The 12,543-nt window shown below is 60.6% G+C and carries 10 protein-coding genes; 8 read left to right on the forward strand and 2 right to left on the reverse strand.

Translation table 11 applies throughout. The annotated features are described in order from the left end of the window. Positions 1–121: 121 nt before the first annotated feature. A complete protein-coding gene (locus tag QU606_RS18490) occupies positions 122–2,569 on the forward strand; it encodes a UvrD-helicase domain-containing protein (protein WP_304997301.1) in 2,448 nt (815 codons plus the stop codon). 72 nt (positions 2,570–2,641) lie between these two features. Here QU606_RS18490 and QU606_RS18495 read toward each other — a convergent pair whose 3' ends face one another. Next, positions 2,642–2,914 (reverse strand): DUF1652 domain-containing protein, encoded by a 273-nt coding sequence (locus tag QU606_RS18495; protein ID WP_024075593.1) that lies wholly within the window; start codon positions 2,912–2,914, stop codon positions 2,642–2,644. 256 nt (positions 2,915–3,170) lie between these two features. On the opposite strand from QU606_RS18495, the gene QU606_RS18500 reads away from it, so the two are divergent. The 4 genes from QU606_RS18500 to QU606_RS18515 are packed head-to-tail and all read left to right on the forward strand — an operon-like array spanning position 3,171 to position 6,944. Continuing rightward, positions 3,171–3,980 (forward strand): AraC family transcriptional regulator, encoded by an 810-nt coding sequence (locus QU606_RS18500; protein WP_024075592.1) that lies wholly within the window; start codon positions 3,171–3,173, stop codon positions 3,978–3,980. A gap of 49 nt (positions 3,981–4,029) precedes the next feature. After that, positions 4,030–5,436, forward strand: a complete 1,407-nt coding sequence (locus QU606_RS18505; RefSeq protein ID WP_024075591.1) for an FAD-binding oxidoreductase — start codon at positions 4,030–4,032, stop codon at positions 5,434–5,436. Positions 5,437–5,462: 26 nt separating this feature from the next. After that, entirely contained in the window at positions 5,463–5,804 is a 342-nt protein-coding gene (locus QU606_RS18510; protein WP_193689287.1) for a cupin domain-containing protein, read from the forward strand. 60 nt (positions 5,805–5,864) lie between these two features. After that, complete coding sequence (locus QU606_RS18515) at positions 5,865–6,944, forward strand: polyamine ABC transporter substrate-binding protein (RefSeq protein ID WP_304997302.1); 1,080 nt, start codon at positions 5,865–5,867, stop codon at positions 6,942–6,944. A 306-nt stretch (positions 6,945–7,250) separates the two neighbouring features. Here QU606_RS18515 and QU606_RS18520 read toward each other — a convergent pair whose 3' ends face one another. Next, positions 7,251–8,036 carry a helix-turn-helix transcriptional regulator gene (locus QU606_RS18520; protein WP_069076140.1) on the reverse strand — a complete coding sequence of 262 codons (786 nt, stop codon included), beginning with the start codon at positions 8,034–8,036 and terminating at the stop codon, positions 7,251–7,253. 200 nt (positions 8,037–8,236) lie between these two features. On the opposite strand from QU606_RS18520, the gene QU606_RS18525 reads away from it, so the two are divergent. From QU606_RS18525 to QU606_RS18535, 3 genes are all read left to right on the forward strand, one after another. Further along, positions 8,237–9,601, forward strand: coding sequence for an APC family permease (locus tag QU606_RS18525; protein WP_304997303.1), 1,365 nt, complete (start codon positions 8,237–8,239; stop codon positions 9,599–9,601). Between the two features lie 9 nt (positions 9,602–9,610). Further along, the gene (locus tag QU606_RS18530; protein WP_304997304.1) at positions 9,611–10,714 is read left to right on the forward strand and encodes a P1 family peptidase; all 1,104 of its coding nucleotides are present in this window, start codon (positions 9,611–9,613) and stop codon (positions 10,712–10,714) included. Positions 10,715–11,086: 372 nt separating this feature from the next. Beyond that, positions 11,087–12,520 (forward strand): serralysin family metalloprotease, encoded by a 1,434-nt coding sequence (locus tag QU606_RS18535; RefSeq protein WP_024075585.1) that lies wholly within the window; start codon positions 11,087–11,089, stop codon positions 12,518–12,520. Positions 12,521–12,543: the final 23 nt, after the last annotated feature.

Here is a 12,543-nt window from a genome sequence, read left to right on the forward strand (position 1 = left end):
GGCGTTTTGACTTTCACTTCATCGCCTAACTGCATGAGCGCAAAGCAATTGGCTGGAACTGCGCGCCGATTCCGGCGACCATGGCGCACTCGTCAAAGCCAAGCTCACCCCAGGAGTCCGCGTGCCGCAACAACAGCCTGAACTGCCCCCAGAACTTCGCCCTTTGGCTGAAATGCCGCTGCTGAAACGCCTGGCGGCCCGTTTATTCGGCCACGGTTTGACGCGCCTGCGCGCGCAGCACCGGTTTTCCTGGTTGCATGGGCAGGCCGATGGCTTTCGCAGCGGGCATGAGGCGGGTGTGGAGTATGGGTATCGCGAGGGTAAGGCCGATGGCCTTGAGGAAGGCCGCCAGGTCCTGTTGATCCGTGATTTCCGCCCGGACGAACACCGTGCCCCCGGCGTGGATGACAACCTGTTCGACGATTGGCGCCTGCCCCTCACCGCCGAGTTGAAGAAGCGCATCAAGGCCGACGTGGCGCGATTGCTGTCGGCCCATGCCCAACCCAGCACTGCCCAGTGGAAGATGATCTTCAGCGACACGCCGTCCACCTCGGTGATTGCCGGCGCCGGCGCGGGAAAATCCACCTCGTTGGTGCTGCGTATCCTGTTGCTCACCCATTACCTGGGCTATGAATTGAGCTCGATGACCGTGGTGACCTTTACCCGTGAGTCGCGCAAGGACTTCATTCAAAAGCTGATGGAGATTCTCAGCTTATGGGGCCAACCTATTGAAATGAAAGAAGCCCAAGCGGTGGTGCGTACCTTTCATTCGCGCATCCTACCCATGGTGCGCAGCCTGCCGGGCTTCGAGCGGCTGCAGGCATTCGAGAACCTCGGGGCCAGCGTCGAGGACGCCGACAGTAACCCGTTCGACCTGCGCATCAACCCAGCACAGCGCCATCAGTTGAACGCCTGTTATCACCAGTTGCAGGGGCGGCATCCACGTTTCCGCGAGCTGATCGCACCGCTGGCGCGCCATGGTTTGCAGCTCAAGGAGCTGGAGCGCGATCACCCGGATGTACAAAAGCGTATGGCGGTGACCGAACTGGCAGCCAAGCGCGATGAAGAGCTGTGCGATGTGATCGAGGACCTGTGGTTTCGCGCGGGCGCCTGGCCGATCAAAGGCATTGAACCCAACCGTCAGACCGTTGAGATCAATGGTGCGCAGTTTCATTGCCATGGCTATATCCCCCAGCTGGATGCCTGGGTGGTGCTGGGCTTCGACGCGCGGGAAAACGCTCAGGTCAGCCGCCCCAATGCCAAGCTGTCGGTACGCGCAGAGTGGGCAGTGAAGCGCACACTGTTTCAAGCTTTCTTCCGTAAGCCATTGATATGGATAGATAGTTACCAATCATCCGAGCGGCTTCTGAGTAGCCTCGCCGGTGATGCCAGCGCCGGGCCCGGCTTTGATTACAAGGTCAAAGGTGAGTTGTCCTCGGCACCGCTGCTGGACAGTTTTGTCATGGCGGCGGGCTTTATCGAGAACCTCGGTCTGGACGTGCCCACCGCTGTCGGCCAGATGAGTTTCGCCAAGGACGATCCGGACCGCTTGTTTTTCGAGGCCTTGAGCATCTTCTGGAAAGCCCTGGAAGATCATCTGCTGGACCAGACGCCGCCGATCATGACCTATAACCGGATGTTCTCGCTGTTCGGCGAAAACACCCCGGAAAACCTCATGCTGCTGAGTGATCCGCTGTTGCGGCCGTTGTCGCACCTGATGATCGACGAGTTCCAGGACGTATCGCCGCAGATCGTGTCCTGGATCCGTGCCAGCCTGCGAGAAATCCGCAGCCGTGGACCGGCCATGCACGTGGGGCGCGCGGCTCAGCATTCTTCGCTGCTATGCGTGGGCGATGACTGGCAATCGATCTACGGCTGGCGCGGCAGTTCGCCCAAGTACTTCATGGCGTTCAACCAGGAATTCCCGTCACCGAGTACCACCCGCGTGATGCTCGGCGAGAACTTCCGCAGTCACCAGCACATCATTGATGCGGCTGAACATATCGTGCGGGCCGCGCCGGCCATTCCGGGCAAGAAGGCCAAGGCCAGCGGGGCGCCGAGGGCGTTGGTGCCGGTCACCGTGCTGGCGCGGGATGATGCCGCACTCGGACGCCAGTTGCAGGCGCATTATGAGAAGGGTGAATCGGTATTAATACTGTATCGAAAAAGCAGCGATAAGCTACTGATTCAAGAGCATATTCAGTCTGTAGTTAATCTGGATTCCAGCTTGCCGCCCGCCGCGCGACGCCTCAAGCAACTGACGTATCACAGTGCCAAGGGGTTGCAGGCGGATACGGTTTTCCTGCTTGGCGATTGCCAGCACGTGACCAGCTCGCCCTACAAGAACCAGGTGTATCGCATGGCGGGCCTGGGCAAGGACGGTGACAGCGAGCCCTATGACACGGCACAAAAGGATGAGGTACTGCGCCTGGCCTATGTGGGCATCACCCGGGCGGTGAGCCACTGCTACTGGTACGTGGAACAGCCCGAGGGCCAAGCGGTGAATGTGCCCAAGGCGTCGGAGCGGGTGGATGGCAAGAAAGCGTTTTTCGATGATCAACGCAATTAGCCGGTAAATGCACCTCAGATGTGGGGGGGACAGGCTCCCTCCCACAGGGGGTTGCCGTGTGCTGGATCGGCCTCAGGCCCTCAGCGACTGCGGCGGCACAAACGAGGCCAGCTCATCTTCCACCGCCTCGATGATGCGTTCGACATCGGCGGCATTCATCACCGTGGCACAGGGGATGCCGGCGATGGCGATCAACGTCTCGCCGCTGGCCCGATCGAACAGGCGCGCGACCATGCTGCCGGGCGCGTCCATGCTGCCCTCGAAGCCCATTGGATGAAAATGCCAGCGCATCAGCTGGCAAGCGTTGGGGAACGTCACTTTGCTCATGTTGCGCACCTTGTTCATTGAGCGCTTCCTTTAGCTCGCGGCAAGGGCCAGGACCGTCACTGGTCATGGCACGTGAGAGCTTAAAAGTAGCATCCGTTCACACCCACAATGTGAGTTTTTTCGATCCGTTCGGCGGTTCTTTTCCCATTGTTTGACGTGGGTCATGTCGTACTTGAATCTGGGCAAAAGGCCATTAGTCTGAAGTGACGGCTGCCCATTGAAGGCTGTGCCGAAATTCGGCAATCTCCACGGTTTTCCCGCCACAGAGCCGTTCATGCCCGACAACGCCCCTGACGATGATTGCCAGCACACCCAAGCCACGAGGGCGTTAGTGCTGCGTCACCACCTATGCTGGCGCCATCGGGACCTGGACGGGGTGATGTCCTACTATCACCCGCACATCCAGTACCACGATTTCTTCCAGAACCGTGTCGTCGATTACGCGCAGTTGCGTGAGTACCTGCAAGCCAGCATGCCCCGCGGCCCGGATGAAGCCATTGAGCACATGGACCGTATTCGCGCCGATGGCGATACCGCGTTTATCCAGTACCGAATTACCTTGCGCGGCGGCCAGGGCCTGGTGTCGTTTCGTACCAGCGAGGCGATCACCGTGCGCGATGGGCTGATCTGGCGGGTCAATGAGTACGCTTCGCTGGTCCACGAACAGACGCCCCAAGCCACGCGCCCAACCGTCAGCCGCCTGGGCCTGTCACCTCAGCAACTGGGGCATATGGCCAATGACCTGCAGCAATACTTCCAGCAGCAGCAACCCTACCTGGACCCCGAGCTGGACCTGCAACGGGTCGCCAAGGAATGTGGCTATAGCCGCAATCAGATTTCCTACCTGTTGAACCAGGTGCTGGGGCAAAGCTTCTATCGCTACGTCAACCAGGCGCGGCTCCAGCATTTGCTCGTCGCGCTGGAACAGGCCGCGCCGCCGATCAAAGTGGATGACCTGGCGTTTGCCGCCGGCTTCAATTCGCTCTCGGCGTTCTACAGTGCTTTTCGCCAGCACACGGGCCAATCGCCGAAGGCCTACGTCAAACAAATTTCCCTGCGTGCACGCGCGCAAGACAGCCCCTGACACCGCGCTCTAGGATCCAGCCTATCGAAACGAGGTAGGGGAACCTGGCATGCCGGCATGGCGCAATATCAGTTTATGGATGGATCAACTGGACGACCCGCTGCAGGCGCGGCCGCCCCTGGTCCATGACCTGGACGTCAACGTTGCCATCATCGGCGCCGGTTACACCGGCCTGTGGACCGCCTATTACCTGAAGCGCCAGGCGCCCGAGCTGAAAATTGCGATCATCGAGGCGCAAACCGCCGGTTTCGGTGCGTCCGGGCGCAATGGCGGCTGGCTGATGGGCAACCTGTTGGGCGAAGACCGCCTGCTGGCGGGCCTGGCGCCGCAGCAACGCCGCGCCGCGTTTGACCTGTTGCATGGCATCCCCGATGAAGTGGCCCAGGTAGTGGCCCGCGAAGGCATCGAGTGTGACTACCGCAAGGGCGGTGCGCTGTATTGCGCGGCGCGTTACCCGGAGCAGGAAGGCAGCCTGCGCCGCTACCTGGAAAAGCTCTACGCCCAAGGCCTAACCGAAGCCGATTACCGTTGGCTGAACCCGCAACAGCTGGCCGAGCAGATACGCATCGCCAAGCCCTATGGCGGCATCTACGCTCCCCATGTCGCGACGATCAACCCGGCCAAGCTGGTACGTGGCCTTGCGCGCGTCGTTGAAAGCCTCGGGGTGACCCTCTATGAAAACAGCCCGGTGACCCATTGGCAGTCCGGCAGCCTGCGCACGGCCCAAGCCAGCGTGCGCGCCGGCTGGGTGGTGCCGGCCATCGAGGGCTATGCGCCGACGTTGCCACCCCTGGGGCGTTATCAGCTGCCGGTGCAAAGCCTGATCGTCGCGACCGAACCGTTGCCCGCCAGCACCTGGGATGAGATCGGCCTGAATCACGGCCAGGCCTTCGGCGAGAGCAGCCGGCAGGTTACCTACGGCCAGCGTTCGGCCGACAACCGCCTGGTGTTCGGCGCGCGCGGCGGTTATCAGTTTGCTGGCAAATTGCGCCACAACTTCGATTTGACCGACAGCGAAGTCGAGCTGCGTCGCTATCTGTTCGGTGAACTGTTCCCGCAGTTGAAGAATGTGCGGATTACCCATTCCTGGGGCGGCAACCTCGGCATGTCGCGACGTTTTCAGCCGCACATGCTGTGCGATCACAAGACCGGTATCGCGCTGTCCGGCGGTTATGGCGGGGAGGGCGTCGGCGCCACCAACCTGGGTGGTCGCACCCTGGCCGACTTGATCCTGGGCCGCGACACCCCGCTGACCCATCAACCCTGGGTGATCCGCGACCGTGGCCTGGAGGCGCTCAGGGCCTGGGAGCCCGAACCGTGCCGGTGGCTGGGCTACAACGCGATCATTCGTAGTTTTGTCCATGAAGACCAGGTATTGGCCAACCCCAATACCGCGCCCTGGCGCCGCAAGCTGGCGACCGGCGTGGCGGGCTTCATGGAAGGTTTCATGCACTGAGCCGTTTCACTCACACAGGTACACCCATGAGCATTACTCAATTCAAAGACGCGCTGAACACCCACCTGCCGGACTCGTCACCGGTCGCCGTACCCCTGGGGGAGCCCATCGCGGTGGCGTCGACCTTGAGCGTGGAACGCAGCGATGGCGTCGAAACCGGCATCTGGGCCTGCACCCCGGGCCGCTGGCGCCGCCAGATCAAATCCCAGGAGTTTTGTCACTTTATCCAGGGCCGCTGCACCTTCACCCCGGACGACGGTGAAGTCCTGCATATAGAAGCCGGCGATGCACTGATGTTGCCGGCCAACAGCACCGGAGTCTGGGATATCCAGGAAACCGTGCGCAAAACCTACGTATTGATCCTGTAACGCTTTGATCCTTGATCGCCTGCCATAAAAACAGCCCTAAAACCGCCAGGAAATCGAACCATGAAAGCCATTGCCCTGTTGCCCTTGATGTTGGTGGCCTCTATCAGCCAGGCCGCCGAAACGGTGAAGATCTACAACTGGTCGAGCTACATCGCGCCGGACACCACGAAGAACTTCCAGAAACAAACCGGCATCGGTTTCAGCTACGACGTGTATGACAGCAACGAGACCCTCGATGGCAAGTTGATGACGGGTAATTCCGGCTACGACGTGGTGTTCCCGTCCAACCACTTCATGGCGCGGCAGATCCAGGGTGGCGCGTTGAAAAAGCTCGACAGGAGCCAGTTGCCGAACTGGAAGAACCTCAACCCGGTACTGCTCAAGGCCCTGGAAAACAACGACCCCGGCAACGCCCACGGTTTTCCGTACCTGTGGGGCAGCACTGGCATTGGCTACAACATCGACAAGGTCAAGGCCGTGCTCGGTGACAACGCGCCGGTGAACTCCTGGGACCTGATCTTCAAGCCCGAATACATGGAGAAACTCAGCAAGTGCGGGGTGGCAATCCTGGATAACGGCCCGGAACTGTTGCCGATCGCCCTCAATTACCTGGGGCTGGCGCCGCACAGCAAGAACCCTGAGGACTATAAGAAAGCCGAGGCGCTGCTGATGAAAGTGCGGCCCTATGTGGCGTATTTCCACTCTTCGAAGTACACCGGCGACCTGGCCAATGGCGACATCTGCGTCGCAGTGGGCTTCTCCGGCGACGTGCTGCAAGCCGAAAGCCGGGCCAAGGAAGCCAAGAATGGCGTGAATATCGGTTATCAGATTCCCAAGGAAGGCGCGGCGATCTGGTTCGACATGGTGGCCATGCCCGCCGATGCGCCCGATGAAAAAGCCGGCTACGCCTTCATGAATTACCTGTTGGAACCCCAGGTAATGGCGGACATCACCAACTCGGTGCACTACGCCAACGGCAACAGCGCAGCGGATAGCCTGGTAGACCCTGAGATCAAGGCGGACACCAAGACCTACCCGAGCGACGAAATGATGGGCAAGTTATTCGCGCTGGAGGCCATGCCACTGAATATCGACCGGATTCGCACGCGGGTGTGGAACACCATTCGCACGGGTCGCTGAAGAACTAATGTGGGAGGGGCGGTGCGACGATTCGATTTGCCCCCGATGAGGGGGTGTCAGTTGATGCATTTGTGGCTGACCCACCGCCATCGGGGGCAAGCCCCCTCCCACAGTTTGATCTGCATCCATCAGGTAGGCCTCAGTTGGCTTTTGCGGTCTTGGAACCAACGGGAGTTGTGCTGGTGTACTCGATTAAAAATGTGGGAGGGGGCTTGCCCCCGATGAGGGCGTGTCAGTTGATGCATCTGCAACTGACCCACAGCTATCTGAGGCCCCCCCACATTTGGATTGAGTACAACCTCGGTCTCACGGGTTTTCCAGGTCATGCCCCAACGACTGGATAAACAACGAGAACAGCTCCGGCTGTGACGAGATGTCCAGCTTCGCGTACAAATGCCGACGGTGCACTTTCACCGTATCCGGCGAGATATTCAGGCGCTCGGCCATGGCCTTGGAGGAGAACCCACGCAGCACCAGGCGGGCGATTTCCAGTTCGCGGTCCGAGAGCACGCCGCAGCCGAACTGGCTCAATGCATCCCTGATCTGGCTGTCCATCGCCGGCGCACGCTGGGTGCTTTGCTGCCAATGCTGCTGCATCAATGGCAATACCCATGCCGCCAGGGTGGTCATCAGCCCGGTTTCGTCACCACTGAACCGCCGCTGCATGCCCAACGACAGCGACAACGTTCCCGCACCGGGCAGTTGCAGAATAAATTGCACCTCGTCTTCCAGCACGTTGTCGTGGAAGTAATTGAGGAAGTATTCACTCTGGCGAAAGTGATCCGGCGCCACCTCTTCCAGGCGATACACCCCGCTGGCGTAGCCTTCGCGACAGGCCTGGAAGAACGGATCGAGCAGGTACAGGCCATTGAGGTACACCAGCATCGACGCCGGCTTGCTGCTGGGCTGTGCGTCGTATTCCTCCAGCGCCTGGGGCGGGCCCTCCAGTGGGTAGAAAATCGCCAGGGCGTTATCGAAGGGCAGGCATTGGTGCAGCAACAGCACCAGCTGTTTCCAGAAGCGCTCGGTGCCGATGTGTGCCAGCGTGCGCCCCAGCCCCGCATGCATGCCGATTTCCCTGAACAGGCTCATGAGTCAGGCTCCCGCCATCAAAAGATCGGCCAAGGGTTCGGCTTTTTACCGGGTGTCGTCAAGGGGAGTACGCCAATAGGGGAATTGGCCGACAAGCCCTCAGCCGATAACGTCGCCATCAGTCAACGGGGAACATATCCCGGACGATCATCATTTTTCGTTTCTGCCTCACACCAAAAACAACGACAGAGGATAACGATATGAGTACTTCTCCCGCGCCAGACGGCGTGCTCAAACCCACCCTGAGCGTCTTCGATGTGGTTGCCATCACCGTTTCGGCGGTGACCCCGGCCAGTTCCGTATTTGTCATCGCGCCGTTTGCCATCCAGCAGGCGGGCAGTGGTGTGTTCCTGGCGTTTGTGATGGCCGGTTTGCTCGCGCTGATGTTCGCCTTCTGTTACGCCGAACTGGGTCGGGCGCACAACAGTGCCGGCGGTGAGTACGTGTACGCCAAGCGCGTATTCGGTGGCATGGCCGGCTACGCGACGTTTCTGACGGTGCTGGTGATGTTGCTGTTTATTCCGCCGGTGCTGGCCACCGGTGCAGCGACTTACCTCAACAACGCCCTGGGCACGAAATTCGACGCGCAAACCGTCGCCCTGGTCATCGTGGTCGGCAGCTACGCCCTGGGCATCCTCAATATCAAGCTCAACGCCTGGATCACCGGCACCTGCCTGCTGTTGGAAGTGGCGGCCTTGCTGGTCATCGTGTTTATCGGCTTCGGCCACCCGGTGCAACCGGTCAGTGTGTTGTTCCAGCCGCAGATCGTCGAAAACGGTGTGTTGCATCTGGCGCCCTGGGCCCTGGTGATCGGTGCGGTGGGCATTGGCCTGTTCTCGTTCAATGGCTATGGCCCGGCGGTGTTGCTCGCCGAAGACATGAAATGCGGCGGCAAGGGCGTGCACAAGGCTGTGCTGTGGTCCCTCGGGCTGGTGGTGGTGATCGAGATTGTGCCGATCACCGCGCTGTTGATTGGCGCACCGTCCCTGAGCGCGATGATCAGCAGCCCTGACCCCATCGGCTACCTGCTCACCAGCCACGGCAATGAAACCCTGTCACGCCTGGTCAGTGCGGGGATCTTCCTGTCGGTGTTCAACGCCATTGTCGCCATCGTCATCCAGATCGGCCGCGTGGTCTTCAGCAGTGGTCGCGATGCGCTGTGGACGCCGCGCATCAACCAGTTGTTCACGCGCATCCATCCACGCTGGGACTCGCCGTGGTTGGCTACGCTGTTCCTGGCGATCCCCTCGGCGTTGTTGAGTTTCAGCTCCAACCTGGCGGACCTCACGTCGTTCAGCGTGCTGCTGATCATGCTGGTGTACCTGGTGGTGGCCTTGAGCGCGCTGATGAGCCGGGTGCTGCTGCGCGACCGCGAGCATCCCTATCGCATGCCTTTGTGGCCGCTGCCGGCGTTGCTCGCGGTGCTGGGCGCGGGGTACCTGCTTGTGACCTTGCTGGTGGCTTCCTCGGTTCGCGACATCATGATCATCATCGGTTTGCTGGCGGTGTCGGTGATCCTGTATTGCATCAGTGGCCGGCTGAGTCCGGCGTTTCAGAAATTGTAAGGAGTGGGTATGCGTGCACGTCAATTGGGCATTACGTTGGGGCTGGGCACGCCCGGCGAATTGAATGCCATCACCGATGTTCCCGGCGTTCGCGTCGGCCACAGTACGCTCAAGACCCGCATCGACGGCAAGCAGGTGCGCACCGGTGTCAGCGTTATCCAGCCGCGCGCCGGGGAGGCGCGGCAACAGCCGTGTTTTGCCGGTTACCACGTGCTAAACGGCAACGGTGACGCCACCGGCCTGGAATGGATCAACGAAGCCGGCCTGTTGACGACGCCGCTGGCGATCACCAACACCCACAGCATCGGCATCGTGCGCGATACGTTGATCGCCCTGGAGCGCGAACGCCTGGCGGACCCGGCGGTGTATTGGTGCATGCCGGTGGTGATGGAAACCTATGACGGCCTGCTCAACGATATCTGGGGCCAGCACATCAAGCCTGCGCATGTGCGCGAGGCGGTGAACAACGCCGAACCGGGCCCGGTACAGGAGGGCGCTGTGGGCGGCGGCACCGGGATGATCTGCCATGAGTTCAAGGGTGGCATCGGCACGGCGTCGCGCCGCTTGCCAGCGGAGCAGGGCGGCTGGACCGTCGGCGTGCTGGTGCAGGCTAACCACGGCAAGCGCCAGGAACTGCGGGTCGACGGCTACCCGGCAGGCCGCCATTTGATGGACATCCCGTCACCGTTTGCCGAGCGTGGCACGCCGGGCATGGGCTCGATTGTGGTGATCCTGGCCACCGATGCGCCGTTGTTGCCGCATCAATGCCAGCGCCTGGCACAGCGCGCCTCCATTGGCATCGCCCGTACCGGCGGGGGTACCGAGGACTCCAGCGGCGACCTGTTCCTGGCCTTCGCCACTGGCAACCAGGATTTGCCGCCCGCGGATTACGGGCGCAAGGGCCTGCCGTTCAGCACCGCGTTGCAGATGGTCAATAACGACCATATTTCACCGTTGTTCCTCGCGGCGGCGGAGGCAGTGGAGGAGGCGATCATCAACGCCATGCTGGCTGGCGAAGACATGACGACGGACGACGGTGTGCAAGTGCCGGGCTTGAACGGCGAAACACTGTTACAGGCATTGGGCAAAGCCGGCTGGAGTGTGTCCCGGTAATAGGGGGCATGTACTTAATGATGTAAGTGTAATAACGGGCTAGATGAATAGTGCCAATGACACCGTGACAATACAGTGGATCCCTTAATGGGGTTTGCCGCTCTACTTGAGCGGCTTTACCCGTATTTAATATTTAAATAACAGCCCTGGTTATTTTGTCGGACAAAAGCAATCGGCCCCCAACAAACACGGCTTATGACTTCTCTAAGTTGCTCCTCTATGATTTTTCCACTGTGTAAATAGAGGTAGACGAAAGTTTTCAAATTGTGTCAGTTTCGATACGCCTTCAAAAGAGGCGAGTGATAGGACGATCTCGCCCGCGGGGTTCCTATCGATAAAAACTGATGCACTTGCAAACAAGGAAGTACGTTTATGTCAAAAGTAAAAGACAAGGCTATTGTGTCGGCGGCGCAAGCCAGCACCGCTTACTCGCAAATCGATAGCTTCAGCCATTTGTATGACCGTGGCGGCAACCTCACGATCAATGGCAAACCCTCCTATACCGTTGACCAGGCAGCCACCCAATTGCTGCGCGACGGCGCCGCGTACCGGGACGTTGACGGCAACGGCAAGATCGACCTGACCTACACCTTCCTGACCTCGGCCTCCTCGAGCACCCTGAACAAACACGGTATCTCGGGCTTCAGCCAGTTCAACGCCCAGCAGAAAGCCCAGGCCGCCCTGGCCATGCAATCCTGGTCGGACGTGGCCAACGTGACCTTCACCGAGAAGGCCAGCGGCGGTGACGCTCATATGACGTTCGGCAACTACAGCAGCGGCCAGGACGGCGCGGCAGCCTTTGCCTACCTGCCTGGCACCGGTGCGGGCTATGACGGCACGTCGTGGTACCTGACCAACAACAGCTACACGCCGAACAAGACCCCGGACCTGAACAACTACGGCCGGCAGACCCTGACCCACGAGATCGGCCACACCCTGGGCCTGGCGCACCCTGGCGACTACAACGCCGGGAACGGCAACCCGACCTACAACGACGCGACCTATGGACAGGACACGCGCGGCTACAGCCTCATGAGCTACTGGAGCGAAAGCAACACCAACCAGAACTTCAGTAAAGGCGGGGTTGAAGCCTATGCCTCCGGCCCGCTGATCGACGACATCGCCGCGATCCAGAAGCTCTACGGTGCCAACTACAACACCCGCGCCGGCGACACCACCTACGGGTTCAACTCCAACACCGGGCGTGACTTCCTCAGCGCCACCTCCAACGCCGACAAACTGGTGTTTTCGGTATGGGACGGTGGTGGCAACGACACCCTGGATTTCTCCGGTTTTACCCAGAACCAGAAGATCAACCTCAATGAAGCCTCGTTCTCCGATGTGGGCGGCCTGGTGGGTAACGTTTCGATCGCCAAGGGCGTGACCATCGAGAACGCCTTCGGTGGCGCGGGCAACGACCTGATCATCGGCAACAACGCCGCCAACGTGATCAAGGGCGGGGCCGGCAACGACCTCATCTACGGCGGCGGCGGTGCCGACCAACTGTGGGGCGGCGCCGGCAACGACACGTTTGTGTTCGGTGCCAGTTCCGATTCCAAGCCTGGGGCGGCGGACAAGATCTTTGACTTCACCTCGGGTTCGGACAAGATCGACCTGTCCGGCATCACCAAAGGCGCGGGCCTGACCTTCGTCAACGCGTTCACCGGGCATGCCGGCGATGCGGTATTGACCTATGCCTCGGGCACCAATCTGGGTACCTTGGCGGTGGACTTCTCCGGGCACGGCGTGGCGGACTTCCTCGTCACCACGGTCGGCCAGGCAGCGGTCAGCGATATCGTCGCGTGATACAAGGGCGCGGCGTTTCGGCG

This window comes from Pseudomonas sp. OVF7, from assembly GCF_030644265.1.
GTDB classification, from domain to species: domain Bacteria; phylum Pseudomonadota; class Gammaproteobacteria; order Pseudomonadales; family Pseudomonadaceae; genus Aquipseudomonas; species Aquipseudomonas gorinensis.

Bases quoted from the DNA above. Each gene is read 5' to 3' on its own strand.
- QU606_RS18495 (WP_024075593.1), bottom strand. From the start codon at position 2,914: ATGAACAAGGTGCGCAACATGAGCAAAGTGACGTTCCCCAACGCTTGC.
- QU606_RS18500 (WP_024075592.1), top strand. From the start codon at position 3,171: ATGCCCGACAACGCCCCTGACGATGATTGCCAGCACACCCAAGCCACG.
- QU606_RS18505 (WP_024075591.1), top strand. From the start codon at position 4,030: ATGCCGGCATGGCGCAATATCAGTTTATGGATGGATCAACTGGACGAC.
- QU606_RS18510 (WP_193689287.1), top strand. From the start codon at position 5,463: ATGAGCATTACTCAATTCAAAGACGCGCTGAACACCCACCTGCCGGAC.
- QU606_RS18515 (WP_304997302.1), top strand. From the start codon at position 5,865: ATGAAAGCCATTGCCCTGTTGCCCTTGATGTTGGTGGCCTCTATCAGC.
- QU606_RS18520 (WP_069076140.1), bottom strand. From the start codon at position 8,036: ATGAGCCTGTTCAGGGAAATCGGCATGCATGCGGGGCTGGGGCGCACG.
- QU606_RS18525 (WP_304997303.1), top strand. From the start codon at position 8,237: ATGAGTACTTCTCCCGCGCCAGACGGCGTGCTCAAACCCACCCTGAGC.
- QU606_RS18530 (WP_304997304.1), top strand. From the start codon at position 9,611: ATGCGTGCACGTCAATTGGGCATTACGTTGGGGCTGGGCACGCCCGGC.
- QU606_RS18535 (WP_024075585.1), top strand. From the start codon at position 11,087: ATGTCAAAAGTAAAAGACAAGGCTATTGTGTCGGCGGCGCAAGCCAGC.